The 26,176-nt window shown below is 61.8% G+C and carries 23 protein-coding genes; 14 read left to right on the top strand and 9 right to left on the bottom strand.

The window, feature by feature from the left end; all coding sequences use genetic code 11:
• Window positions 1-16 precede the first annotated feature (16 nt).
• Window positions 17-1,360, top strand: coding sequence for an MFS transporter (locus AR689_RS10045; protein ID WP_062069764.1), 1,344 nt, complete (start codon window positions 17-19; stop codon window positions 1,358-1,360).
• On the opposite strand, the gene AR689_RS10040 is transcribed toward AR689_RS10045, so the two are convergent.
• From AR689_RS10040 to kynA, 3 genes are read right to left on the bottom strand one after another with little or no spacing between them, the layout of a single operon-like run.
• The gene (locus tag AR689_RS10040; RefSeq protein WP_062069762.1) at window positions 1,357-2,244 is read right to left on the bottom strand and encodes a PaaX family transcriptional regulator; all 888 of its coding nucleotides are present in this window, start codon (window positions 2,242-2,244) and stop codon (window positions 1,357-1,359) included. The genes AR689_RS10045 and AR689_RS10040 overlap by 4 nt on opposite strands.
• Window positions 2,245-2,251: 7 nt before the next feature.
• Complete coding sequence (gene kynU / locus AR689_RS10035) at window positions 2,252-3,490, bottom strand: kynureninase (RefSeq protein WP_062069760.1); 1,239 nt, start codon at window positions 3,488-3,490, stop codon at window positions 2,252-2,254.
• 45 nt (window positions 3,491-3,535) lie between these two features.
• Window positions 3,536-4,405: a tryptophan 2,3-dioxygenase gene (gene kynA / locus AR689_RS10030; RefSeq protein WP_062069758.1), complete on the bottom strand. Its 870-nt coding sequence runs from the start codon at window positions 4,403-4,405 to the stop codon at window positions 3,536-3,538.
• 115 nt (window positions 4,406-4,520) lie between these two features.
• Here kynA and AR689_RS10025 point away from each other — a divergent pair, with 115 nt between their 5' ends.
• The 5 genes from AR689_RS10025 to AR689_RS10005 all read left to right on the top strand — a co-directional run bounded on the left by AR689_RS10025 (window position 4,521) and on the right by AR689_RS10005 (window position 8,414).
• On the top strand, window positions 4,521-5,039 hold the full coding sequence (locus AR689_RS10025) for an HAD domain-containing protein (protein WP_062069756.1): 519 nt from the start codon (window positions 4,521-4,523) through the stop codon (window positions 5,037-5,039).
• Window positions 5,040-5,220: 181 nt separating this feature from the next.
• Entirely contained in the window at window positions 5,221-6,426 is a 1,206-nt protein-coding gene (locus AR689_RS10020; protein WP_062069754.1) for an inorganic phosphate transporter, read from the top strand.
• The gene (locus tag AR689_RS10015) at window positions 6,423-6,644 is read left to right on the top strand and encodes a hypothetical protein (RefSeq protein WP_062069752.1); all 222 of its coding nucleotides are present in this window, start codon (window positions 6,423-6,425) and stop codon (window positions 6,642-6,644) included. Before AR689_RS10020 ends, AR689_RS10015 begins: the two co-directional genes overlap by 4 nt.
• A 95-nt stretch (window positions 6,645-6,739) precedes the next feature.
• Window positions 6,740-7,789, top strand: a complete 1,050-nt coding sequence (locus AR689_RS10010) for a hypothetical protein (RefSeq protein WP_062069750.1) — start codon at window positions 6,740-6,742, stop codon at window positions 7,787-7,789.
• Window positions 7,790-7,874: 85 nt separating this feature from the next.
• Window positions 7,875-8,414: a dihydrofolate reductase family protein gene (locus tag AR689_RS10005; protein ID WP_062069748.1), complete on the top strand. Its 540-nt coding sequence runs from the start codon at window positions 7,875-7,877 to the stop codon at window positions 8,412-8,414.
• Here the strand turns inward: AR689_RS10005 and AR689_RS10000 are convergent.
• Window positions 8,408-8,872 carry a hotdog fold thioesterase gene (locus AR689_RS10000; RefSeq protein WP_082697886.1) on the bottom strand — a complete coding sequence of 155 codons (465 nt, stop codon included), beginning with the start codon at window positions 8,870-8,872 and terminating at the stop codon, window positions 8,408-8,410. The genes AR689_RS10005 and AR689_RS10000 overlap by 7 nt on opposite strands.
• Before the next feature lie 160 nt (window positions 8,873-9,032).
• Here AR689_RS10000 and polA point away from each other — a divergent pair, with 160 nt between their 5' ends.
• The 4 genes from polA to rpsA all read left to right on the top strand — a co-directional run bounded on the left by polA (window position 9,033) and on the right by rpsA (window position 15,741).
• The gene (polA, locus tag AR689_RS09995; protein WP_062069744.1) at window positions 9,033-11,675 is read left to right on the top strand and encodes a DNA polymerase I; all 2,643 of its coding nucleotides are present in this window, start codon (window positions 9,033-9,035) and stop codon (window positions 11,673-11,675) included.
• Window positions 11,676-11,759: 84 nt separating this feature from the next.
• Window positions 11,760-13,073: a GNAT family N-acetyltransferase gene (locus tag AR689_RS09990; protein WP_062069742.1), complete on the top strand. Its 1,314-nt coding sequence runs from the start codon at window positions 11,760-11,762 to the stop codon at window positions 13,071-13,073.
• Window positions 13,074-13,127: 54 nt separating this feature from the next.
• On the top strand, window positions 13,128-14,081 hold the full coding sequence (locus tag AR689_RS09985; protein WP_062069740.1) for a polysaccharide deacetylase family protein: 954 nt from the start codon (window positions 13,128-13,130) through the stop codon (window positions 14,079-14,081).
• A gap of 184 nt (window positions 14,082-14,265) precedes the next feature.
• Window positions 14,266-15,741 carry a 30S ribosomal protein S1 gene (gene rpsA / locus AR689_RS09980; protein WP_011774756.1) on the top strand — a complete coding sequence of 492 codons (1,476 nt, stop codon included), beginning with the start codon at window positions 14,266-14,268 and terminating at the stop codon, window positions 15,739-15,741.
• A gap of 117 nt (window positions 15,742-15,858) precedes the next feature.
• Here the strand turns inward: rpsA and AR689_RS09975 are convergent, their stop codons facing one another.
• Window positions 15,859-16,548, bottom strand: a complete 690-nt coding sequence (locus tag AR689_RS09975) for an IMPACT family protein (protein ID WP_062069738.1) — start codon at window positions 16,546-16,548, stop codon at window positions 15,859-15,861.
• A 22-nt stretch (window positions 16,549-16,570) separates the two neighbouring features.
• Between AR689_RS09975 and coaE the strand changes: the two genes are divergently transcribed.
• From coaE to AR689_RS09955, 4 genes are all read left to right on the top strand, one after another.
• Entirely contained in the window at window positions 16,571-17,809 is a 1,239-nt protein-coding gene (gene coaE, locus AR689_RS09970; RefSeq protein ID WP_062069736.1) for a dephospho-CoA kinase, read from the top strand.
• 29 nt (window positions 17,810-17,838) lie between these two features.
• A complete protein-coding gene (gene uvrB / locus AR689_RS09965) occupies window positions 17,839-19,938 on the top strand; it encodes an excinuclease ABC subunit UvrB (protein ID WP_062069734.1) in 2,100 nt (699 codons plus the stop codon).
• A 168-nt stretch (window positions 19,939-20,106) separates the two neighbouring features.
• Window positions 20,107-21,135, top strand: a complete 1,029-nt coding sequence (locus AR689_RS09960; RefSeq protein ID WP_062069732.1) for a TerC family protein — start codon at window positions 20,107-20,109, stop codon at window positions 21,133-21,135.
• Between the two features lie 29 nt (window positions 21,136-21,164).
• Window positions 21,165-22,517, top strand: coding sequence for an MFS transporter (locus AR689_RS09955; RefSeq protein ID WP_062069730.1), 1,353 nt, complete (start codon window positions 21,165-21,167; stop codon window positions 22,515-22,517).
• Here the strand turns inward: AR689_RS09955 and AR689_RS09950 are convergent.
• The 4 genes from AR689_RS09950 to AR689_RS09935 all read right to left on the bottom strand — a co-directional run.
• Window positions 22,514-23,857 (bottom strand): alpha/beta fold hydrolase, encoded by a 1,344-nt coding sequence (locus tag AR689_RS09950; protein WP_062069728.1) that lies wholly within the window; start codon window positions 23,855-23,857, stop codon window positions 22,514-22,516. The genes AR689_RS09955 and AR689_RS09950 overlap by 4 nt on opposite strands.
• Window positions 23,850-24,362: a GNAT family N-acetyltransferase gene (locus AR689_RS09945; RefSeq protein WP_062069726.1), complete on the bottom strand. Its 513-nt coding sequence runs from the start codon at window positions 24,360-24,362 to the stop codon at window positions 23,850-23,852. The genes AR689_RS09950 and AR689_RS09945 overlap by 8 nt, the downstream gene beginning before the upstream one ends.
• Window positions 24,363-24,394: 32 nt before the next feature.
• On the bottom strand, window positions 24,395-25,768 hold the full coding sequence (locus tag AR689_RS09940) for a CoA transferase (protein WP_082697882.1): 1,374 nt from the start codon (window positions 25,766-25,768) through the stop codon (window positions 24,395-24,397).
• A 7-nt stretch (window positions 25,769-25,775) separates the two neighbouring features.
• The coding region (locus tag AR689_RS09935) for a DUF3516 domain-containing protein (protein ID WP_156424567.1) at window positions 25,776-26,176 on the bottom strand (401 nt) is incomplete at its 5' end.

Here is a 26,176-nt window from a genome sequence, read left to right as displayed (position 1 = left end):
TTCAAAGGAGAATCGCATGTCAAGCACCATCCAGCAGCCCCCAACGCTGCGCAAGACCCCCGGAAAAGCGGCCCTGGCCTCCTTCCTGGGGAGCACCCTCGAGTATTACGACTTCTTCATCTACGGCTCCGCCGCTGCCTTGGTGTTCGGCCCGCTCTTCTTCCCCTCGGATGACCCCGCTGTGGGGCTGATAGGTGCCTTCGCTACCTTTGGGGTGGCCTACGTCGCCCGTCCCGTGGGTGGACTGGTGATGGGTCATTTCGGCGACAAACTGGGCAGGAAGAAGATTCTGCTCATCACGCTGAGCGTCATGGGACTTGCTTCCCTGGGCATTGGCTTCCTGCCCACGTACAGCCAGATCGGCGTCTGGGCACCCATCCTGCTGGTGGTCGGACGCTTGGCGCAAGGCTTTTCCGCCGGTGCCGAATCGGCAGGGGCTTCCACGCTGACCTTGGAACATTCTCCGGAGGGTCGTCGCGGATTCTTCACCAGCTTTGTCATGACCGGGTACGCCTCAGGAATGGTGCTGGCCACGCTGGTTTTCATTCCGGTTGCCGCGCTTCCCACTGAAGCACTCATGAGTTGGGGCTGGCGTGTACCGTTCTGGCTTTCCATCGTGGTCCTGGCCATCGCTTACTGGGTGCGGACCCACTTGGACGAGACACCGGTGTTCGAGGGAGCAAAGGAGCGCAAGTCAGTTGCGCCCATGCCGCTCCGGGAGGTCCTGCGCTTTCAGTCGGCAGATGTGCTCCGGGTGGTTGGCATGTCCATCATGTCGGTCATGCAAACCATCTTCACAGTCTTCGGCCTGTCCTACGCCACAGGTGCCGCGGGATTCGACAAAGCCTCGATTCTCACCGTCAACGCCGTGGCAATCGGCCTGTCCATGGTGGTGATGCCATTGACCGCAAGGATCTCTGACCGGGTGGGCCGGCGGCCTCTGCTCCTGACAGCGGCCACCGGCTGCTCCGTGACAATCTTCGCTTACTTCGGGGCATTGTCCACCGGCAACATCTTCCTGGTCTTCGCCGCGGCGTTCGTCAACATGACGCTGCTCTACTCCTGCTTCAACGGGATCTGGCCCGCCTATTTCGCTGAACTCTTTGCTGCCCCTGTCCGCTATTCCGGAATGGCATTGGGCAACCAGCTGGGCCTGGTGGTTGCCGGATTCGCGCCTTTGATCGCCGGGTTGCTCCTCGGCAAAGGCAGCGACGGCTGGCTCCCCGTAGCCTGCTTCGCCGTCGTCTGCATGGTTATCGCAGGCGTAGCTGCCTTCCTCTCCCGTGAGACTGCAAAAACGCCCATCGAAGATCTCGGGGAACCCTACTGGCGGGGTATCGCAGCCAGGAACGGGAGCTAGGCGCCAAGAGCCTGCAGCGTGTTGCGCACAAACTTCCCGCTCGGTTCCGCGTATGCATCAACTATCCGGCTGAACAAGGCCGTACCTTCGGCACCGGGCCAGTCCGCAGGCAGGAATGCAGGCGGCAGGCCGGGGTCGAGGTAAGGGATGATCCGCCACCGGTCGATGCACTGCACGTAGGCGGCGAAGGCCTCAGGAGAAGGCTCCACAGAGTGTCCGGCGTGCAGCGGAACATCCGCGCTGGTTCTACTCTCCGCCCCGTTTCTCTTGGCTGTCCCGTGCTCACGGACAAAATCCCGGTGCAATTCAGCTACCGCGTCCAAGTCCCACCACTTGGACGCAGCGTCCCGAAGGCTGCCGCCCACCAGCGGAGTTTCCGTGATGAAGATGGTGGCCATGTCCCGCAGCTCCAGATCTGCGAGAATCTCCTCCACCTCTTCGCGCAGCGAATCGGGGCAGATCCACAGTCCGGCGGCCACCGTGCCGCAACCAATCCAGTGGAGCCTGCGACGCAACTGATGCCGTTTCTCGCGTTCCGTCTCCGGGATGGAGAAGGAAACCAGACACCACGGGTCAGATTCGGACATACTCCGCGGGTTGTAGATCCTTCGGTCGCCGCGAGCCAGCATGGTTGCGGCGCCGTCGGTCAGCGTGAACCCGGGCACGCCATCCCGGGATTCCTGCAGCACCACGTCTTTTTTGCGGAGCCGGCCCAGGGCAGTCCGGGTTACTGTTCCGGATGTGCCCAGGGCTTCCATGAGGGTCACGATGTCCTTGGTGGACATCCAGCCCCCGGCATCGCGCAGATACAGGCCGATGACGGTGCGAAGCAATGACGTTGTACTCCCGGGGCGGGAGTCCATGTCATCAAGGACAGCACTCATTTTCAGCTCACAGCAGTTCAGAGAGGATGTCGCGGATGGCCATGACTCCCAGCTCAACCTCGGCATAGCTTGTGCTCAGGGGTGACAGGCCAATGCGAAGGCCGTGCGGGGGACGGAAGTCCGGGATGACACCCTTCTCCCAGAGCTTGGACGTGACGTCGGCAAAGAGCGGGTGGTCCACGGTGATGTGTGAGCCGCGCTCCGCAGGATTCCGGGGACTCACGATTTCCGCGCCAAGGGGCACCAGGTACTGCTCGGACAGGGCGATCGCGTATTCGGTGAGCTTGATGGATTTCTCGCGCACGGCATCCATTCCCACTGACGCAATCAGTTCCAGCATGTCCTTCATCGGCTGCATGGCCAGCACCGGAGGTGTTCCGGTGATGAACCTGCGTATGCCCTGCGCTGGCTTGTACGAGTCCGTCATTCCGAACGGGTTATCCGCACCCATCCAACCCCAAATGGGCTGCTGCAAACGTGCCTGCTGCGAGGCGTTGACGTAGGCGAAAGCGGGCGAGCCCGGCCCTCCGTTGAGGTATTTGTACGTGCAACCAACGGCAAGGTCCACGCCCCACTCGTCAAGTTCCATGGGCACTGAACCTACGGAATGGCACAGGTCCCACAGCATCAGTGCACCGGCCTGATGCACCTTGGCGGTAATTCCTTGGGCGTCGGCCAGGAACCCTGAACGGTAAGCCACGTGGCTGAGGACCACCACGGCCGTCCGCTCACCCAGCAAGCCATCCAGGTCTTCGGCAATTACACCGCTGGCAGGGTTCGCAGCGATCCACTTAATGCTGGCGCCGCGCTCCTTGGCGATGCCCTCAATGATGAACCGGTCCGTAGGAAAGTTGTCGCGGTCAATGATGATTTCGTCGCGGCCCGGCTGGGCATCCACCGCTGCGCGGATCATCTTGTAAAGCATCACCGAGGTGGAGTCACCCACTGTGGTCTGTCCCGGAGCGGCCCCCAAGGCCACTTCACCGATCCGGTCTCCCACCGTGGTGGGCTCGTCCATCCACCGCTCGTCCCACCCACGGATGAGACGGCTTCCCCAGGCATCGTGAACGAAGGACGCCAGATTCTCTGACGTGACCTTCAGCGGGCGGCCAAGAGAGTTGCCATCCAAATATGAGACGAGCTGATCAGCGTCGGGTGCGTAGAAAGCATCACGTTGGGTAGCGAGGGGGTCTGCGGCATCCAACTCGGCCGACGTCGGCTTCTGGGTCTGCTGTGCTGTGGTCATGGTTTCTCCTTCGGAAGTCGTGGGCGGCGGGTGCCGGGCGTGCTGTTAGTTGCCGATCTCGGTACGGACGGCATAGAGCTCGGGGAAGAACGTGAGGTCCAAGGCCCGCTTCAGGAAGTCCACTCCCGAGGACCCTCCGGTACCTACCTTGAAGCCGATGGTGCGCTGGACTGTCCTGAGGTGACGGAACCGCCAGGCTTGGAAGTTGTCCTCAATATCCACCAGGTCCTCGCAGGCCTCGTAGAGGCCCCAAGGGGTATCGTCCGATTCGTAGATCTTCTGGAAGATGGGCACGAGGTCTTTCCGGAAAGTCCACGGCTCGCTCGTATCCCTGTCCAGAATGTCGGCAGGGATGTCATACCCGGCCCGGGCCAGGACTTTGAGGAACGCGTCGTACAACGTGGGCTCCTCCAGGAGCGTGCTGAGCAACGTGTGTGCTTCGGGTTCGCTTTCAAAGACGCGCAGCATCCCACGGTTCTTGTTGCCCAACAGAAATTCCACGCCGCGGTATTGATACGACTGGAAGCCTGACGAGCTCCCCAGGAAGCCGCGGAACTGGGCGTATTCGCGGGGTGTCAGAGTTCCGAGGACGGACCACTGCTCGGTCATGGTTCGTTGAATGGCCTTGACTCGGGCGATGCACTTGAGTGCCTTGCCCAGGTTGTCGGCGTCGAAAAGCCGCCTGGCTTCCAGCAATTCATGCAGGACCAGCTTCAACCAGAGCTCACTGGTCTGGTGCTGGATGATGAACAGCAACTCATCGTGGTGTTCCGGTTCACTAAGGGGGTGCTGGGAGCTGAGCAGGCGGTCAAGGTCCAGATACCCGCCGTAAGACATCGCATGCCGAAAATCGGTGCGGACGGTGTCTTCGATGTCGCGGACGCTTTGGGCGGAATGGACTGTGGGCTTTTCCATGCTCCGAGAATATCACTTACCTGACGCACGTCAAGAGATTGATTCTCGGTGAATTTCGGAATCCGCTGACCGGCAAAGTTGTCGCGTAGGCTTGAAACTCAAGGGGGGAGTGTCCATGAATTCCAGCAAGATCACCGTCGCGCCGGTGTCCGTTTATCTCGACGTCGACGGCGTGGTGAATCCCTTCAGCCCCACCGGAACCACCGACTGGGGCAGTGAGTGGACCTTTGCTGACGCCGGAATCCTCGATGTCGCTTTTGCTCCCGAGGCGGTGTCCGAACTCAACGACCTTGCCCGTCACCCCGATGCCCGGTTTGTCTGGTTGACCACATGGGAAGGCCTCGCGCCGGAGTTTCTCTGCCCCGCCATTGGCCTGAACGGACAAGACTGGCCGGTGCTCTCCAGCCTGGGCTGGGACGAGGGCCCTGAATGGTGGAAGTTGGTGGCCCTCCAAAAGGATCTGGCCAGTGCCGGCAGCGAGCGGATCATTTGGCTCGACGATCAACTCAGCCAGGAGTCAGACGCCCGATCCTGGGCCGAATACCAACAAGACCGTGTGCTTTGCATCTCACCGGATCCCCGCAAAGGTCTTTCCCGTCACGACCTCGCGGCCGTCAGGGCTTATCTGGGGTGAACCGGAGCCCCGGCACGTTTGTCCGCTCACCGGAAGGCACGTAGGATTCTTAAGGTTTCAAGCCCGCCGGAGTGAATATCGCAAGCCGAGTCAGTTGAACACTTGCTGAACTATGCTGTGGATGGCAGGTATGGGGAAGTGAAACTGCTGAACGTCGTCGACTCTGCAGATTGGGCAACAGGTGGATATCACCTTCATGGTCGCGCTGGTAATAGCGTTGGCCCTATTCTTTGACTTCACCAACGGGTTTCACGACACTGCCAACGCGATGGCTACGCCCATCGCAACGGGGGCGATCAAGCCCAAGACAGCTGTCGCCCTTGCGGCCGTACTCAACCTCGTCGGCGCATTCCTGTCCACGGAAGTGGCCAAGACCATCTCCGGTGGCCTGATCCGGGAAGGGTCAGACGGTATCCACATCACGCCGGACATCATTTTTGCCGGCCTCATGGGGGCTGTTCTCTGGAACATGATCACCTGGCTCAAAGGCCTGCCGTCAAGTTCATCGCATGCCCTGTTTGGTGGCCTCATCGGCGCCGCAGTGGTGGGCATCGGCTTCCACTCCATCAACTTCGAGACAGTGCTGCAGAAGGTGATCCTGCCAGCCATCTTCGCACCGCTCATTGCTGGTCTCGTGGCGTACATCTGTACCCGCCTCGCCTACGCCCTGACCTCGCGGCACGATCCCGAAACAGGCGACAAACTCACGCAGAAACGTGGCGGCTTCCGCACCGGACAGATTTTCACGTCAAGTCTGGTGGCCCTCGCGCACGGAACGAATGACGCCCAGAAAACCATGGGCATCATTACCCTGGTTCTCATTGCCGGCGGGACGCAGGCTCCGGGCAGCGGCCCGCAGTTCTGGGTTATCGCAGCTTGTGCTTTCGCCATCGCCATCGGTACTTACGCAGGCGGCTGGCGCATCATCCGCACCATGGGCTCAGGCCTCACCGAGGTCAAGCCGGCGCAGGGTTTCTCGGCTGAGACCAGCACCGCCTCGGCCATCCTCGCCTCATCCCACTTGGGCTTTGCCCTCTCCACCACGCAGGTCGCCTCCGGCTCGGTCATCGGCTCGGGCCTGGGCCGCAAGGGAACATCTGTTCGCTGGGGAACGGCCGGCAAGATCGCACTGGGTTGGTTGTTCACGCTGCCGGCCTCGGCCATTGTCGGCGCCCTGACGGCCCTCCTGGTGAGCATCGGCGTCGTAGGTGTCATCATCGCCGCAGTGGTGGGCACTGCCGCGGTCCTGTTCATGTTCGTGGTGTCCCGCAAGTCGCACGTTGGCCACCACAACGCCGTCGAAGTTGAAGAAGCCGGCCACGCCGTGCGGTTCCGCAAGAAGAAGAAATCCCGAAAGACCACCCCCAGCGAGGATGTGCAGCGATGAAATGGTTGGAATTGCTGCAGGTGGCCGGAGTAACCCTCGTGGCCGCAGTGACCTTGGTGGTGCTCTATTCGTTGGGAGTTCGCCTCACGGCCATTGCTGGTGATGCCCAGCAGAAGTCACCCGTTCTGGTGCGCTCCTTGGCCTATGTCTGCTTTGCTGTCTGCGCAGCCGCAGTCCTCTTTGGCATCTACTTGATCGTGCCCTACTTCGGAAAGTAGCGTCCTTCTGGCCGTCAGGTCTTCCGGGGAGAATAATCAGCAGTGTGGTTATACACATAGCTGCGTTAATCTGATCCGGCAGATACGGGGCCGTCATGACGTTCCTTCTCCGGAACCAACTCGTCCTACTGGCGCTGGTTCCTGCTGTGGTGCTGAGTCTTTCGGCCTGCATTCCTCCTGAAACGGACGGCCTTCCGGCCGACCAGACGTCCGCCGCGTCCCCGGCGGCCTCCACGTCCCCGACGGCCACCGCGGAACAGGCAGATTCACCGCCGGCCGACCCACCGCAAACCACCTCAACACCGGCAGCCACCCCGCAAGCCCCTACCGCACCTGCCCAACCCACCGCCGTCGAACCGACAGATAGTCCCACCAGCGGCAGCCAACCCGTGCGCTCTCCGGAGCCCCGGGAGACTGCAGTGGCGCCCCCGCAGGACCCGATCATTGTGAGTTGGGTTCCCTCGGGTCCCATCGCTGCAGATGATCCCGTCTCAGGCCAGCGGTACCTCATGCTGCAGCAGTTCCAATGCGACGCTCTGGCTCAGAGCGTCGAAGGGGCCGCAGACGCTGCCGTCTGGCAGGCCGGGGCCGCCGTCTGCCAGGCCCTTCAGACCGGCGACGACGACCACTGGCAGGAAGCATCCGTCGCCGTAGCCAGGACTCCACGCATTCCCCAAAAGCAATGCCTTGAGTTCCGTGTGGCGGCCACATCGGCATTGCTGGTGTCGCAGTACCGCAGCAATCCCGGCAGGATCTTCACAGCGGAACCCGGGCCCGGAGAAGCGTGCCCCCGGCAATTGCTGGGGCTGACCGTGGTGGACGAGGATCTGCGAGCAGTCGTTGGCATGCCCCGCGCTTCGGGCCCCGCGTCAGGGGGCACCATTGTTCGCTTGGACGGATACTACGTGCGGGTGGGAGACATCCTGATGGATGGCGTTTCCACTGTTCCGGACATTGTTGCCGGGGGAGGGGACTACCAAACGTTGTATCTGCGGATGCCTCCGGCTGATGGAAGGAAGTCCATCCGCATCTCCATCACGGACACCGCGGAGGTTGCCGGAACGGTGACGTTCTTCTACGACGACTCCGCCGTCCTCGGCAGCACCCCGTCACCTGCCAATGAACCAAGTCCTCCGCGCCCCTGATGGGTCCCGGGGTGTCCCAGCCCGGGTCACTGTCCTGTGCCGGCGATACTGTCCTGTGCCGGCAACACTGTCCTAGGCTGGGGCCATGTCGATTTTCCAGTACTACGTTGCTTCAACCATTGATGGCTTCATAGCCTCACCTGACGACGACCTTGGCTGGCTCCTTCAGTTCGACCACGTGGAGGGCGTCAACGAAAGCATCGAATCTTTCATGGCAGGCGTCGGATGCATCGCCATGGGCGGCGACACCTATCGCTGGCTCATGGAGCACGAGCCCGGCGCATGGCCGTATCCGGACACTCCGTGCTGGGTCTTCACCCACCATGAGTACTCGGCGCCGGCCGGATCGGATATCACTTTTGTCCGTGGCGACGTCCGCGAGTTCGCACCGGACTTACTCAAGGACGCAGGAGACAGGAACGTCTGGCTGGTGGGTGGAGGGCACCTCGTGGCGCAGTTCGCCAATGCCGGCCTACTCCACGAGATGATCGTCACCATCATTCCTGTGGTGCTGGGCGCAGGCAAGCGGCTGCTGCCGCTTGATGGCCCGACGGCGCCGCTTGAGTTGGTTTCCTCCAAGATCCTTGGAGGGGCCGCAGCTGAACTGCACTACCGGCTTCAGTGACGGTTATCCCGGATCATGTTGGTGATCCTGGCAGTTGATAGCCGGCGGCCTTTGTCATCGGTGATAACAATCTCGTGAGTTGCCAGGGTTCCACCCAGATGGATGGCCGTGCAGGTGCCGGTCACGGTGCCGCTGGCCACCGAACGGTGATGTGTCGCGCCCACCTCTATACCTACGGCGTGGCGGCCCCGCCCGGCGTGGAGCGATGCAGCGAACGACCCCAAGGTCTCGGCGAGGACAACATGGGCGCCGCCGTGGAGGATGCCCGCCACTTGCGTATTTCCTTCCACCGGCATGGTGGCCACTGTGCGCTCCGCGCTCATTTCGGTGAACCGGATACCCAGTTTCACCACGAGGGCACCAACGCCATGCGCTGAGAGCCAATCGTGGAACTCTTCAGGAATACCTGCTTCCTTGAGCTCGTCGATAAACCGGTTCGGCGTGAAATTGTCCATCATGCCAACTAGGCTGGCACCTGTGAGTGAAACAACCAAACCGGACCAGGTTCCAACGGCCCAAGCTGCTGCCATCGCTACAGCACCCACCCCTTCTGCTTCAACGTCGATCAGCGCCGCGGGGGAGGGCCGGCCCAGGCTGCTGGTCCTGGACGGCCACTCCATGGCGTTCAGGGCTTTCTATGCCCTGCCCGCAGAGAATTTCTCGACCGCCAGGGGCCAGTACACCAACGCCGTGCATGGGTTCACCTCCATGCTGATCAACCTGATCAAGGACCAGAAGCCCACCCACGTTGCCGTGGCTTTTGACGTCTCGGATGACACCACGTTCCGCAAGGCGGAGTACAGCGAATACAAGGGCGGCAGGAATGCCACGCCTGCGGAGTTTGCGGGCCAGATCGGCCTCATAGCCAAGGTCATGGAAGCATGGGGTATCAGGACCATTGCCATGCCCGGATATGAAGCTGACGATGTCCTGGCCACGCTGGCAGCACAGGGTGACGCTGCAGGCTTCGAAGTCCTTCTTGTCTCCGGCGACCGGGACGCGTTCCAGCTGATTAATGACAACGTCTTTGTGCTGTACCCCAAGCAGGGCGTGAGCAACATTCCCAGGATGGACGCTGCGGCCATCGAGGAGAAGTACTTCGTCAAGCCCGGTTTGTATTCGGACCTCGCCGCCCTCGTAGGCGAAACTGCGGACAACCTGCCCGGCGTTCCAGGCGTTGGCCCCAAGACTGCTGCCAAGTGGATCAATCTCTACGGAGGCCTTGAAGGCATTCTGGAGAACCTTGACTCCATCGGCGGCAAGGTGGGCGGGGCCCTGAAAGAGAATATTGAGAACGTCAAGCGCAACCGCAGGCTCAACCGGCTGTTGACGGACCTTGACCTTCCCCTCACCTTGGCTGATTTGCATGAGCCACGTCCGGATCGCCAGGCGATCGAGGATCTTTTCGAGGAACTGGAGTTCCGGACGCTCCGCACGCGCCTGTTCGACCTCTACGGTGACGACACCGCCGGAGAAGCCCCGGACACCATCGATGCCCCGGAATATTCTGTCCTCAAGGATGCCGCTGATCTTGAGTCGTTCTTCGCAGCCGGTGCAGGGGTGCGTTCGGCGTTGGCAGTGCAGCTTGTCCCGGGGCGCATCGGTGATGACGCGAGTGCCCTGGCTGTTGTCCGGAGCAACGGAGCAGCGTACATCGAACTGACGGGGCTGGACGCTGCAGCTGAGTCGGTCTTGGACCGGTGGCTCAAGGACCCCGAGGAAGCCAAGGTGCTGCACGAGTTCAAGTCGGCCCTGAAGGCTCTTCACAACCGTGGCCTCGGCTTGGAAGGCGTGGTGGATGACACCTCCATCTCCGGCTACCTGATCCAGCCGGACCGCCGAAGCTACGATCTCGCCGAACTCGCCCAAGTGCACTTGAAGATCTCACTAGCCACGGCCGCTGCACAGTCCGGGCAGCTGGAGCTCGACCTCTCGGGTGAAACAGACCAGGCTGCCGCAGCAGCGCTCGTCCAGCACGCCGCCGTCGTGCATGCCCTCAGCAAGCACTTCGAAACGGAACTTGCCGACATCAAGGCCGACGCCCTGTTGACGACGCTCGAACTTCCGGTGGCACGGGTGCTGGCGCAGATGGAACTGACTGGCATCTTTGTGTCCACGGACCGCATGGACGAGCAGCTCGCGGACCTCACCAAGGTGATTGAGAACGCCCAGGAGCAGGCTTTCGCGGCGATCGGGCACGAGGTAAACCTCGGTTCGCCCAAGCAGTTGCAGACAGTCCTTTTCGAGGAACTCGGCCTGCCGAAGACCAAGAAGATCAAGTCGGGCTACACCACCGACGCCGCGTCCCTGAAGGGCCTGCTGGAGAAGACCGGACACGAATTCCTGGTCCAGCTCATGGCGCACCGGGAGTCGTCCAAACTGGCTCAGATGGTTGAAACCCTCAAGAAGTCTGTTGCCGATGACGCGCGTATCCACACCACGTATGCGCAGAACATTGCAGCCACGGGCCGCATCTCGTCCAACAACCCCAACCTGCAGAACATCCCGGTCCGCAGCGAGGAAGGTCGTCGTGTCCGCGGTATTTTCGTGGTCAGCGAAGGCTACGAGTGCTTGTTGTCAGCCGACTACTCCCAGATTGAAATGCGCATCATGGCGCACCTGTCCGGGGATGAGGCCCTCATTCAGGCCTACCGTGATGGCGAGGACCTCCACCGCTTCGTCGGCTCACGGATCTTCAACGTTGAGCCAGCCGAAGTCACCAGCGCCATGCGCTCCAAGGTCAAGGCGATGTCCTACGGTCTCGCCTATGGCCTCACGTCCTTCGGACTGTCCAAGCAGTTGGAGATCTCCGTGGATGAGGCCCGAACGCTGATGAAGGACTACTTCGACCGCTTTGGCGGCGTGCGTGACTACCTGCGCGGCGTCGTGGATCAGGCCCGGACGGACGGTTACACGGCAACCATCGAGGGTCGACGTCGGTACCTCCCGGACCTGACCAGCACCAACCGTCAGGCGCGCGAAGCGGCCGAACGCATCGCCCTCAACTCGCCCATCCAGGGCTCGGCCGCGGACCTCATCAAGCGGGCCATGCTGGGCGTCGCTGCAGAGCTCGCAAGCCAAGGCCTCACATCACGCATGCTGCTTCAAGTCCACGACGAACTTGTTCTCGAAGTTGCCCCGGGGGAGCGGGAGGCCGTGGAGAAGCTCGTCATCGAACAGATGGGCTCCGCCGCTGAACTGTCAGTCCCTCTCGATGTCCAGATTGGCGTTGGTTCCAGCTGGTACGAGGCCGGGCACTAGATAGGCCAAGGATTCAAGGGAACGCCGAAGGGCGCGCCGCCGGGATGGTGGCGCGCCCTTCGGCGTCTGGCTAGGCTCAAAGGCGTGGCCGATCCCAATGAAACCAAGTCCGGAAAGTACACCGTCCAACGATTTCCCGTCGTAGCTGACCCAGATCACGCCGGCTACAGCCGTTGCGCCACCTGGATACAGGCTGTCTCCCACGGATTCCATCAGCAGCGGCGCGATGATGAGTACCTCGCCAAGACCCTGGCGTCGTACCAAACAGATCAGCGCGAGCTGACGGGTGTCTACGTCAATGGCACCGTCCCGGAACATTCTCTTGGCACAGAAGTCCCGGTGGCGACGTACGCAACCATGCGTAAGGCTTTGAACATAGGTTTTGGCCGCCAGCTTGAATCCAACCTCGTCACCGCTGTGACAGTCCGGGGCACCCACCGGCGGAACGGCATCCTGCGGGGCATGATGACGGCAGACTTGGAAGCTGCCAAGGATGACGGCCTGGCGATTGCAGCCCTTACGGCGTCCGAAGCGTCCATTTATGGCCGCTTTGGCTTTGGTGTAGCCACCTTCGAGCGGAGCATCAAGGTTGATACGGGCCCGCGCTTCCAGCTCCGGGGCCTTCCGGAAGGCACAGTTGAAGTCGCTGATCCCGCGGTGTTGTTGGACGTTGCTCCGAAGGTCTTCGAGCGTGTCCAGCGGCTCTCGCCAGGTTCCGTAGACCGGCAGGAGTATTACCGCCTGCTGGCCTCTGGCTCCATCGGCCATGACGGTAAACCGGATACGTCCGTCCGCTGCGCCCTCCACTACGATCCTTCCGGGTCTTTGGACGGCTACGTTTCCTACCGCTTCAAGGGATGGGACCACAAGCCGTACACCATGGAAATCGTGGACCTCGTAGCGGCGAGCAACGCGGCTTACCTGGACTTGTGGCGGTTCCTGGGCAGCATTGATCTCATTGATGAGGTGACGTGGGCCGAAGCGCCTGTGGATGATCCCTTGGCATGGGCGCTGGTGGATCCCAGGTGCATCGATGCCTCTGAAATCCGCGACATGCTCTGGCTCCGGATCCTGGATACACCGGCCGCCCTGCGCGCCAGGAAGTTCCCTGCGGCCGGCAAGCTGGTGCTGGAAGTGAGCGATTCCCTGGAGATGGCGGGCGGCACTTGGGTTTTGGAGTCCGACGGCGGCAGCACCGCCGTCGTCACTGATGCCTCCGGCGAGGCGCCAGACCTTAGCCTGGACGTCGCCGATCTCGCCTCCATTTACCTTGGCGCTGTTTCGCCGGTGACCTTGGCAGCGGCCGGTCGCCTTCACGAACACAGTCCGGGTGCCGCCTATTTGGCGCAGCAACTGTTTACCGTGGAAAGATCCGTGCACTGCCTGACGCACTTCTAGGCAGCGTCAAGCAACCACCACCAACAACATAGTCATCATCAGATAGGGACATCCATGGGGGATTCCAAGCGGCGGCCGTTGGCCGGCCGGCGATCAGTGCTGCTTGGAATGGCAGGATTGGCTTCTTCTGCACTGTCAGCATGCGCGAACAGCGACAGCTCGGCCGGACCCACAGTCGCCGGATCCGGGCCGGCAACGGGACATGGGCCAGCAACAGGTCCGGCCACGCCGCCGCCATCGATTGCTGCCAAGTCCAGCGAGCAGGCCTCCGCAGCTCTCGCCCCGACCACAGCTGCAACCGCCCCGCCGTCGAAACAGCACATCCTGGCGGAGTTCTCCGGGCGGCACCCCAAAGAATGGGGGCTGCTCGTGACGGGGGTGGTGAATGGTTCAGCGTCCGCCAAAGTTGCCTTGACCTTTGATGCCTGTGGAGGTCACGGAGGCACGGGGTGCGATCACGCCCTCCTGGAGACCCTTCGTCGACTCAACGTCCCTGCAACGCTGTTCATCAACAGCCGATGGATTCACGCCAACCCGGGGTTGTCCGCAGAACTGGCCGCCGACCCGCTGTTCGAACTCGCCAATCACGGCACCGCCCACCTGCCTCTCTCGGTGAACGGCAAGTCCGCTTACGGCATTCCGGGGACCGCCTCTGTTGCAGCGGCTTACGATGAACTGATGGGCAACCAGCAGATCCTGCAGGACCTCACTGGAAAGGTCCCGCAGTTCTTCCGTCCAGGAACCGCGTTCTACGACGACGTCGCTGTAGAACTGACACGACGGCTCGGTTTGCTGCCGGTCAACTTCACGATTAACGGCGACGGCGGGGCCACCTATTCGGCGGCCACCGTCGCCGTCGAGGTGGGGCGGGCTGCGGCCGGTGACATCGTTATCTCACACTTCAACAGGCCGGCCTCAGGCACAGCTGGCGGATATGCGCGCTCCCTGCCGCGGCTTCTCGATCATGGAGTCTCGTTTGGCCGCCTCCGAGACGTCCTGACGCCGTAACACTCCTTTTGACCCTGCTTTGCCTATGCGACTAGAATAAACGGGCGTGTACTACGTGCATGCATCCATTTTGTATTAATCCACAAATCAGGATGACCCGGTAATTTGCCGTGTTCTGCCGTCCGGACCCGGACGGCAGCGGTTTGCCTGACCGACTAACTATCCACAACGGAGCCCCTACTACATGACCATCACCTCCACCGAGAAGCCCGGTACCCCCGTAGTCGCGATTAACGACATCGGTACCGCTGAGGACTTCCTCGCAGCTGTCGACGCCACCATCAAGTACTTCAACGACGGAGATCTCGTCGAAGGTACCGTCGTCAAGGTCGACCGCGACGAAGTTCTGCTCGACATCGGTTACAAGACCGAAGGTGTCATCCCTTCCCGCGAGCTTTCCATCAAGCACGATGTTGATCCCGGTGACGTCGTCGCCGTTGGCGATCAGGTCGAAGCTTTGGTTCTCACCAAGGAAGACAAAGAAGGCCGTCTGATCCTCTCCAAGAAGCGCGCTCAGTACGAGCGTGCCTGGGGCGACATCGAGAAGGTCAAGGAAGAAGACGGCGTCGTTACCGGTACCGTCATCGAGGTTGTCAAGGGTGGCCTCATCCTGGACATCGGCCTGCGTGGCTTCCTGCCCGCATCGCTCGTGGAGATGCGTCGTGTCCGCGACCTCGCTCCGTACATCGGTCAGCAGATCGAAGCCAAGATCATCGAGCTGGACAAGAACCGCAACAACGTTGTGCTGTCCCGCCGTGCATGGCTCGAGCAGACCCAGTCCGAGGTTCGCTCCACGTTCCTCAACAAGCTGGAAAAGGGCCAGGTTCGTCCCGGCGTTGTTTCCTCCATCGTCAACTTCGGTGCATTCGTGGACCTGGGCGGCGTAGACGGCCTCGTTCACGTTTCCGAGCTGTCCTGGAAGCACATCGACCACCCGTCCGAGGTTGTCGAGGTTGGCCAGGAAGTCACCGTCGAGGTCCTCGAAGTGGATCTGGACCGCGAGCGTGTCTCCCTGTCGCTCAAGGCTACGCAGGAAGATCCGTGGCAGACCTTCGCCCGCACCCACGCCCTCGGCCAGGTTGTTCCGGGTAAGGTCACCAAGCTGGTTCCGTTCGGTGCGTTCGTTCGCGTCGAAGACGGCATCGAAGGCCTCGTGCACATCTCCGAGCTGGCTGTCCGCCACGTTGAGCTCGCCGAGCAGGTTGTCTCCGTTGGCGACGAACTGTTCGTCAAGGTCATCGACATCGACCTCGAGCGCCGCCGTATCTCCCTCTCCCTCAAGCAGGCTAACGAGGGCGTTGACGCCGACAGCACCGAGTTCGATCCCGCTCTGTACGGCATGGCCGCTGAGTACGACGAAGAGGGCAACTACAAGTACCCCGAGGGCTTCGACCCCGAGTCGAACGAATGGCTCGAGGGTTACGAGACCCAGCGCGCCGCTTGGGAGCAGCAGTACGCTGACGCCCAGACCCGTTGGGAAGCTCACAAGAAGCAGGTTGCCCAGCACGCTGCTGACGACGCTGCTGCTGCAACGTCCGGTGAGAGCGATTCCGGCACCACGAGCTACTCCTCGGAGCCGGCTGCTGCAGAGTCCAACGCTGGTACCCTGGCGTCCGACGAAGCACTCGCCGCACTGCGCGAGAAGCTGACCGGCAACTAATTCCGCCTCCCTCACGGGATGTGCTGAATAGCCAAAGAAGGACCCCTGCCTCCGGGCAGGGGTCCTTCTGCTTTAACTCTTCTCGGCCGTTCTTAGTCTTCCCTTCGTGCGAACTACTCAGAGGGGGACGTCTACCCACTCCGTTCCCTGGGGCTGCAACTCACGATGTCCCGCCGTCAGGGAAGCCAGCCGGGCATGAGCCTCGGAGATGGTGGCCGCATCATCAGGCAAGGCAATTCTCAGAACGGCATGCCGGGCTTCGTATCCGGTCTCCGCCATGATGTACCCGGCATTGCGAAGGTCGTTTTCCAAACGTCCGGCATCTGCGTGGGGGACCTCCACTGCGCACAGACGAAGCCGCCGCCGATGAACCAAAGGAGCCAGGTCCAAGGCCGCAGAGACCGACTCGGAGTACGCGCGGACCAGCCCGCCCGCTCCCAAGAGGATCCCGCCGAAATAGCGCACGACGACGACACTGACGTCGCTGAGGTCTGCCACCTTCGGTAGCGTCTCACGCTTGATCAGTGCCTCCAGCATGGGGATCCCGGCTGTGCCCGAGGGCTCTCCGTCGTCACTGGAGCGTTGAATCATCCGATCGGGACCGATGACGAAGGCGGAGCAGTGGTGGCCGGCATCATGAAATTCGCGCCGAAGGTCACTGACCAGTGAGCGTGCGGTTTCCTCATTCTGTGACCGGCGAAGGACTGTAATAAAACGCGACCTGCGGATTTCCAGTTCGTGGCGGAAGTCCGGGCCGGGCGCAATTGTTGTGTATGTTGCAGCGCGGCTGTCATCCTCTTTTTCCACCGCTTCAGTCTAGTGTTGGAGGGTGCTGAAGATTGGGCTGACGGGCGGCATCGCCTCGGGGAAATCACTGGTGGCATCCAGATTGCGGGAATTGGGTGCTGTCCTTGTGGACGCAGATGTCCTGGCGCGGGAGGTGGTGGAGCCTGGAACTCCCGGCCTGTCCCGCGTGGTGGAAGCATTCGGCCCTGGGATTCTGGATGCGCAGGGACGACTTGACCGGCCTCAGCTCGGGGCAATCGTGTTCCAGGATCCTGCTCGGCGTGAAGTGCTCAATGGCATCGTCCACCCGCTGGTCCGGCAGGCCGCTGCGGCCACCATCTCAGGAGCCGGACCCGGCGACATCGTGGTCCAGGACATTCCTTTACTTGTCGAAAGCGGGCAGGGCAGCAACTTCCACTTGGTGCTGGTGGTCGATGCCCCCGATGACGTACGCATTCAACGCATGCTGGAGTTTCGGCAGATGACCGCGGAAGACGCGGCGGCACGTATGGCCTCACAGGCCACGCGGGAGGAACGCAACGCCGCGGCCGACGTCCTACTGAACAACTCAGGAACCCGGGAAGAGTTACTCGCCACGGTTGATGCTCTGTGGGAGCAGCGGTTGGTGCCCTTCGCGGAAAACCTGAGCCGGGGTGTCAGGGCCACCCGACAAGGTGGCCTGGTTCTGGCTGCCGCAACAGCTGATTGGAGCCGGCAAGGCGTCCTGCTCGCAGACCGGATTGCCGCGGCCGCACCCCAGGAAATCCTCGCGGTGGACCACATCGGTTCAACGTCCGTACCGGGGCTGGCGGCGAAGGACGTGATCGATCTCCAAGTGACCGTGGCTGATCTCGCATCAGCGGACCGCATCGCCCCTGCCCTGGCGGCAGCCGGCTTCCCGGCGGTGCCTGAGGTTACCCTCGACACTCCGAAGTCCCCGCACCCTGATCCCTCGCAGTGGCACAAGCGTTTCCATGCCAATGCTGATCCCGGGCGTGCGGTGAACCTGCACGTCAGGGTAGCCGGTTCACCGGGATGGCGGTACGCGCTGCTGTTCCGTGATTGGTTGCGGTCAGATCAGTCCGCAGCGGCGCAGTATCAGGCGCATAAGCTTGAGTTGGCTGACGCCGGTGCGGGGGATGGCGGCACCGCCGCCTATGCGGAGGCCAAAGAACCATGGTTTACCGATGTTGCCTGGCCGCTCATGGAGGAGTGGGCACAACGCACAGGCTGGATGCCGCCGTCGTATATGTCTTCTGCTGAAGGCAAACGCGGACAGTAGCTGTCCTGGGGCGGGGGTAGATTGGTTTCATGAGCCTTGCCCAGGAAATCAACCGTGTCGTCGCGCCTTTCGAAGTGATCAGCGAGTTCAAGCCCGCCGGTGATCAGCCGACTGCTATTGCAGAACTGACGGAACGAATCAACAACGGTGAAAAAGACGTAGTCCTCCTCGGCGCCACCGGCACAGGTAAGAGTGCCACCACGGCGTGGCTCATCGAACAGGTCCAGCGTCCCACCCTGGTGATGGTCCAGAACAAGACACTTGCCGCGCAGCTCGCCAATGAATTCAGGGAGCTCCTGCCCAACAACGCAGTGGAATACTTTGTCTCCTACTACGACTACTACCAGCCCGAGGCGTACGTAGCGCAGACCGATACCTTCATCGAAAAAGATTCCTCCATCAACGAGGAAGTCGAAAGACTCCGGCACTCGGCCACCAACGCCCTCCTGACCCGCCGCGACGTCATCGTGGTGGCCACGGTGTCGTGCATCTACGGCCTGGGCACACCCGAGGAATACATCGCCGGCATGGTGACGATCCGCAAGGGCGCGGAAATGAACCGCGACCATCTTCTGCGGAAGTTCGTCTCCATGCAGTACGCCCGGAATGACATGGACTTCCACCGGGGCACCTTCAGGGTCCGCGGCGACACAGTGGAGATCATTCCTATGTACGAGGAACTCGCCATCAGGATTGAGTTCTTCGGTGACGAAATCGAGAACATCCAAACGCTCCACCCCCTCACCGGCGAGGTGCTGCGGGACGAAGAAGAGATGTACGTCTTCCCGGCGTCGCACTACGTGGCTGGTCCTGAACGCATGGCCCGGGCCATCAAACGGATCGAGGATGAACTTGCTGACCGCTTAAAGGTCCTCGAGGGCCAAGGCAAACTTGTGGAAGCCCAGCGGCTCCGGATGCGCACAACCTACGATCTCGAGATGATGCAGCAGATGGGTTTCTGCAACGGCATCGAGAACTACTCCGTCCACATCGATGGCCGCGAAGCTGGAACTGCGCCGCACTGCCTGATCGACTACTTCCCGGACGACTTCCTCTTGGTGGTGGACGAATCGCACGTGACCATTCCGCAGATCGGCGCCATGTACGAGGGCGATATGTCCCGTAAGAGAAACCTCGTGGACTTCGGCTTCCGCCTACCCTCGGCCATGGACAACCGACCGCTGAAATGGGATGAATTCCTCGAACGCATCGGCCAGACCGTGTACCTGTCCGCAACCCCGGGCAAGTACGAGCTCGGTAAAGCAGATGGCTATGTTCAGCAGATCATTCGTCCCACCGGCCTCATCGATCCCGAGGTAGTGGTTAAGCCCACCAAGGGACAAATTGACGACCTTCTCGGGGAAATCAGGACCCGCACGGAAAAGAACGAACGCGTTCTAGTCACCACGTTGACCAAGCGCATGGCGGAGGATCTCACGGACTACCTGGTGGGTCACGGCGTCAAGGTGGAGTACCTGCACTCCGACGTCGATACTCTGCGGCGGGTGGAACTGCTCCGGGAACTCCGCATGGGCGTCTTCGACGTCCTGGTAGGCATCAACCTGCTCCGCGAAGGCTTGGACCTTCCCGAGGTTTCCCTGGTCAGCATTCTGGATGCCGACAAGGAAGGCTTCCTGCGTTCTTCAACCTCCCTGATCCAGACCATTGGCCGTGCCGCCCGTAACGTTTCCGGTCAGGTACACATGTACGCGGACAGGATCACAGATTCCATGGCCCATGCCATTGAGGAGACCAACCGACGCCGCGCCATCCAGGTGCAATACAACACGGACCACGGCATAGATCCCCAGCCGTTGCGCAAAAAGATTGCCGACATCACCGATCAGCTGGCCAAGGAAGACGCAGACACCCAGGAGTTGCTCAACAACAACCGGCTGGCCAAAGGTGGCAAGCGCGGCAAGACGTCCACCAAGGGTGCAGCCACGGTTCGCCAGGACGGCCTCGCCGCAGCTCCTGCCGAAGACCTTGTGGGCCTCATTGAACAACTGACCGAACAGATGCACGGGGCGGCTGCTGAACTGCAATTCGAAGTCGCTGCCCGCATTCGTGACGAAGTCAAGGAGTTGAAGCGCGAATTACGCCAGATGCAGTCTGCCGGGCACGCCTAAGGTAAGGTTGAGGTCACGTAGGGGAGTATCCCAAGCGCTACGTCCGTCAGCACGCAAGGCACAGATGCCTCGCCGGATCTAGCGGGCCGCCACATTCTGCATTCACCGCACCCTGGCAGGCCGGAGAGACTTACACCGCTTTCCCGTACCCTGCGAAAGGCACCTTTAATGCAGCTTCCCGTCTGGTTTGAGATCGGCTCCTTTGTCGTTCTTGGAATCATCCTGCTGATTGACCTCCTGTTGGTCGTCAAGCGTCCCCATGAACCTTCCATGAAGGAAGCCGGCCTGTGGGTTGGCTTCTACGTAGGACTGGCCCTGCTTTTCGCAGTAGCCATGTTCGCATTCGCCGGCCCCGAGTACGGCGGCCAATTCGTCGCTGGTTGGGTCACTGAGTACAGCCTCAGCATCGACAACCTCTTTGTGTTCATCATCATCATGGCCCGTTTCTCGGTGCCCCGTAAGTACCAGCAGGAAGTGCTGATGGTGGGCATCATCATCGCGCTGATCCTCCGCGGCATCTTCATCGCCCTGGGCGCCGTTGTCATTGAGCAGTTCAGCTGGGTCTTCTACATCTTCGGTGCTTTCCTCCTCTGGACTGCATGGAAGCAAGCCAAGGATTCCGGCGAAGACGAGGAAGAAGGCGCCGAGAACCCCCTGATCGGCCGCCTCCGCAAGGTCCTGCCGATGTCCGAGAAGTTCGACGGCAACAAGATCCGCACCGTCGTGGACGGCAAGAAGGTCTTCACCCCCATGTTGATCGTCTTCGTGACCATCGGTTTGACCGACCTCCTGTTCGCTGTTGACTCCATCCCCGCGATCTTCGGCCTCACCCAAAGCGCTTTCATCGTGTTTACTGCCAACATCTTCGCCTTGATGGGCCTGCGTCAGCTGTACTTCCTCCTCGGCGGGCTCATGACACGTCTGGTCTACCTCAAGCACGCCCTGTCGGTCATCCTGGCCTTCATCGGTGTCAAGCTTGTGCTGCACGCCATGCACGTGAACGAGCTCCCCTTCATCAACGGCGGCCGCCACATCGAGTGGGCTCCTGAAATCCCCACCTACGTGTCCTTGGCAGTCATTGTGGGCACCATCGTCGTAGCTGTGGTCGCCAGCCTGCTGAGCCCGCAAGCACGGCAAGCCAAACTGGATGCCCGGCTTGAGGAAGATGCCAAAAAGTCCATGAGCGAGGCAGAGTAACTGAACTCCAAAAGTTGTAGTCTCGTGAAGTGACTACCACTTCAACTACGGCGCTGGACCCACAACGGGTTCAGCGCCGTACTGTTTTCCTGCTCAGTTCGGCACAACTGCTGAGCGGTGTCGGCAATGGGGCCACACTATCCATCGGCTCCCTGCTTGCCGTCGACTTATCAGGCTCCGAAGCCTGGGCGGGCTCCATCACCACCGTCCTGACCTTGGCCGCAGCAATTGCAGCACTGCCGCTGGCCAGGTTGGCTGAGTCGCGCGGCCGCCGCGTGGGACTCGTCACCGGTTTGGTAGCCGCGATGGTCGGGGCGCTGCTCATCATTGCATCTGTCATGGGCCAGTCCTTCATGCTGCTTTTGCTGGGTGCAGCCTTCCTTGGTCTTGGCACGGCGGCGAACCTGCAGGCGCGTTTCGCCGCCGTCGACCTCGCCGAGCCGGAGCACCGCGGACGGTCACTGTCCACGGTGGTGTGGGCCATCACGATCGGAGCTGTGGCAGGGCCTAACCTAATTCAGCCGGGAGCCGCAGTAGGTGCCGCCCTTGGCCTTCCGCCGATCGCTGGCCCCTTCGTGTTCTCCGCTGTCGGTTTGTTCCTGGCAGCTGGTCTCCTGTTCGCAGGCCTGAGGCCGGATCCGCTGCTGCTGTCCCGGCGTTTGGCTTCGGAAGCCGATGTCAGCGGCGTGCCAGGGGAGCAGCCCGTCAGGGGAACCATCCGGTCAGGCCTTCGCGCCGTTCGTTCATCACCGAAAGCGATGCTGGCACTGGCGGCAGTCGTAGCCGCCCACGGCGTCATGGTGGCGGTTATGTCCATGACACCGCTGCACCTTCAACAGCTTGTGGGCGGATCGCACGAGGGACACCACGGCGGGACCACCGACAGTACGGATGCACTGGTGGTTATCGAGCTCACCATTTCGCTCCACATCGCCGGCATGTTCGCCCTTTCGCCCCTCTGGGGTTGGCTCACGGACAAGGCCGGCCGCTTCCAGACCATTGCCATGGGTCATGGGCTCCTTCTGGTGGCGGTGTTCATCGCCGGGTTCGGCCAGCGGGAGCCAGTCTTGGTGACCGCAGGGCTGATTCTCCTGGGGCTTGGCTGGTCCGCGGCAACCATTGCCGGGTCAACGCTGTTGGCCGAGAGCGTTGAACCCGATCAACGGGTCACCGTCCAAGGCGTTTCGGACACCCTCATGGGTGCCGCAGGAGCGCTCGGGGGCGCAACGTCCGGCCTGCTCCTTGCCTGGATCGGTTATCAGGGCCTCAACATTGCTTCCAGCGTGCTGGCGGCAGCCGTGCTTGCCTTGACCGCCGCCACTGCTGGCCGCCAGCGTACGTCAGCTGTGAGGAGCGGACCGTCGGATGGCACATCCACCTAGCGGTGGGCTCGCACCATGCCAAAGAGCCTGCGGAAAATGCCCTCTCCGTCTTCGCCGATGCCGTCGTGGTGGAAGTCCGATGTGACCCAGGTCTGGAGTCCGCGCACTGCTGCGGCGGTTTCCAGCGAGAGATCGTGGTCCACGTAGATGTCGTCCTGGTACACCGCTGCCGCGACAGGAACAGTGTTGACCCCCAACCGGGCGGGGTCGTACAAAGGTTTCCAGTCTTTCCGTGCCGCCAGTTGTTGGGCGACGTCATTCAAGGGGACCAGCGCCGGGTCTTGTTCGAAGTACCAGGGATACACCATTTCCCCCGTGAGCAGTGGCTCTTCTGCGTCGGGTTTGAAATCGGGAAAGTCCTCCAGGACCCGCCACGCCGCCCAGTTGGTTGCCTCGCTTTGGCCATAGATGGACTCGTGCAGGACGGCATAGAGCGGGTTGGCCGCACGGCTGACCAGTGCCCGTACCTGTTCAAGGAACGATTCGGACAACCGCTCACCGTCGATCGTCTCTAGGAACGCGTCCTCCAGAAGGTAGTGGAGGGCGTCCACCCTGGTGTTGCCGCCCAGGAAGGACCCCACCATTTGGAAACGCTCCGGCGTCAGCCGTTCGCCGCTGGCGAGAAATTCAGGCTGCTGCTCCAGATGGCGGGCGATGCGTGTGACTTTATCCCGGTCCTCCGGGTACCACGAGAAATACTCGGCGTTTCTCGCCGCAACCCGACGGAACGTTGCTTGATAGACACGGTCCGCTGGCCCGTGGAGGGGGGCCAGGCCACCGGTGATCATGACCTCCCGCAAGCCCTCCGGGGCGAACGAAAGGTACGTCAGCGCGCAAAAGCCGCCGAAGCTTTGTCCCAGCACAGACCAAGGCCCGGAGCCCAGAACCCCCCGGATGTGCTCGGCATCGGCCACGATGGAGTCAGCACGAAAGTGGGTCAGGTAGTCCGCCTGCGCTGCGGCGTCGCCCCGGAGCTCCAACGACTGCCGCTCTATGGGCGCGGACAATCCTGTGCCGCGTTGATCCAGCATCAGGATGCGGAAGTCCTTCGCTGCCGCCTTCATCCAGCCGGACAGCGAGGTGACGCGGTTACCCCGGCCGCCTGGCCCACCCTGAAGGTAGAGGAGCCACGGCAGCTCGGCGGCCTCCTGAGGTGTATGACTCGTGGAGGAGTACTCCCGGGCGAAGATGGTGATCGTCTCTCCGGGGACCACCTCCCGGTGTACCAAAGGGACGGTGAAGTAGTGCTCCGCGGTCCGGAGTCCGCGGAATTCGTGGCGGGCCTGTATACGGTGCTCGCTGGCGGAGGACCGCTGCTTAGCCACTGACAATTCAGCCATGGGTAAGAGCCTCTTTCGCCTCACTGACGTTCGTCCCATAAGCCTGGAGCGCGTCGCCGGTCAACCTGAACGTTGACCATTCGTCCATCGGGAAAGCACCCAGGTTCTTATAGAAGTTGATGGAGGGCTCGTTCCAGTTCAGGACGCTCCACTCCACGCGGGCATAACCCCGTTCGACGGCGGTGGCGGCCAGGTGCTGCAACAGCGCCTTGCCATGGCCCTCGCCCCGGGCATCCGGAACCACATAAAGGTCCTCCAGGTAGATGCCATGAACGCCTTCCCACGTGGAGTAGTTCAAGAACCAGAGGGCAAAACCCTGAACGGTGCCGGCACTGTTCTCCGCAATGCTCGCGTAGACGCGCGGGTTCTCGCCAAAGAGTACTTCGGTGAGCATGGCCGGGGTGTTTTTAACGGCGTCCGGTTCCTTTTCGTAGATCGCAAGATCGTGAATCATACGCAGGATTGCAGGAACGTCGTCAACGGTGGCGGGGCGGATTACACTCATGCATTCGAGCTTACTAGGGGCTTGCCGGCTTCCTACTGCCAGGTTGGCGTGGAGGAACCATAACGCACCGGCGGCTGCCGATAGCTGAGAGGGGTACCGTCAACAGAAAGTGGCGGCCCCACAAATCTGAGCTGCCCGTAGGGGCTGTCGGCAACAATGTACTCTGGCTCCGGGAGCGGGGTTGCAGGGATTCCGTGGTGGCTGGACGGCAGGGAGAAGAGCTCCTCAGCGGTCCGAGCCAAAGAGAGCGTTGCTGATCCACCGGCGCCGGTCCTCACACGGCCGGCGAGCAAAGTCAGCACTGCCGCCGCGAGCCCGTAACCAGTAGCGTGGTCCAATGCCTGGACGGGGAGCGCACCAGGTTTCCATCCGTCGTCGCCATGCTGTCCGTACGATACGGCGATCCCGCAAGCTGCCTGAACGAGGCTGTCAAAGCCACGCCTCTCCCGCCACGGCCCGCTACTTCCCCAAGCGCTCAACGTGACCACCACCAGGTCCGGCCTGGCAACCAGCAGCGCGTCCTGGCCCAAACCGAACCTCTCCAGGACTCCGTTCCGGTATCCGGTGATCACCACATCCGCAGAGGAAACAAGACCATGGATAGCTGCCAGATCCCCGGTGTTCCTGAAATCAGCTTCGGCGCTGCGTTTGTCGAACCCGGCGTCGATGAACGCCTCCGGTAGCTCCGGAAGGAAAGGGGGATCGATCCTCAGGACATCAGCACCCAACGCCCCCAGCAAACGTGTGGCAGTCGGCCCCGCGATGACGCGGGTGAGATCAAGCACCTTCAATCCGTCCAGCGGCAGGAGCGGGTCCTCGGAAGGCACCCACGAAGAGGCAGCCGGCCCCTTGGACTGAACATCATGAGGGGCGAGGCTGATCCAAGGACCAGTGCTTGCCGCGGAGTACATATCGGAAGAAAACCACTCTTCACGGCTTCGGACAGCGGTTGCAACACCCCGGTGTGCCACGATCACCGCCTCGGCCTCCAGAGAGGTCATCGAGGTCAGGGCACGGTCGACGTCCTGCGGCACCGTGGCGGAGAGTGCTTCCATCAAGCGTGCCGCGTGATGAGGGTAATTGGCGTGGAGGCGGATCCAGCCGTCCGCAGTGCGCCGGAATCCGGATGACGGAGCGAAGCCCTGCGGCTTCCGGCCAGCGATCCGAAGGTGTCCGAGAGAATCAAAAGAAGCTGCAGTCAGCCCTGAGTCAACCGAGTATCTCCCTGGAGAATCAGTCAGCACACCAAGCGCTGTTGCTGCGCTTTGAACCGAACCCAGCGCCAAGCCCTCTACATCAAGGTGGCCACCCCACCAACGACGCGAACCAGTACAGCTTGCCGGCCGGACATTGCGCAAGGCCTCCACCTCCGCCAAGCCGGCGGTCAGATCAGGAACTGGTTCCACGGTGGACCTAGAGCCTGCTGACGTCTGTCACCCGCACCACCGCGGTGCCGGTCTCATCTGACGCTGCGAGGTCCACTTCCGCGGAGATTCCCCAGTCGTGGTTTCCTGCCGGGTCATCGAAGATCTGGCGGACTGTCCAGGTTCCCGGCTTCTCGGTGATGATGAGCAACCCTGGGCCCCTGGCGTCGGGGCCGGTGCCGATGTCGTCATGTTCGTCGAAGTAATCGTCCAGGACTTCTTCCCACCGCCCTGCCTCCCAGCCGGCGTCGGCATCGAGTTCTCCCAATGCTGCCGAATCCTCATATGCAAAGGGTTCAACCCGGGGGAACATCTCGTTCCTGACCATGACCGGGAAGGCCCGGATGTTCGCGGTCAGCAGGGGGGGGGGGGGTGGGGGAGCGTCATGTG

Origin of the sequence: Arthrobacter sp. EpRS71, assembly GCF_001512285.1 — a bacterium.
Classification (GTDB): Bacteria; Actinomycetota; Actinomycetes; order Actinomycetales; family Micrococcaceae; genus Arthrobacter.
The sequence above is the reverse complement of the archived record's forward strand: the minus strand, read 5'-3'. Positions and strand labels throughout refer to the sequence as shown.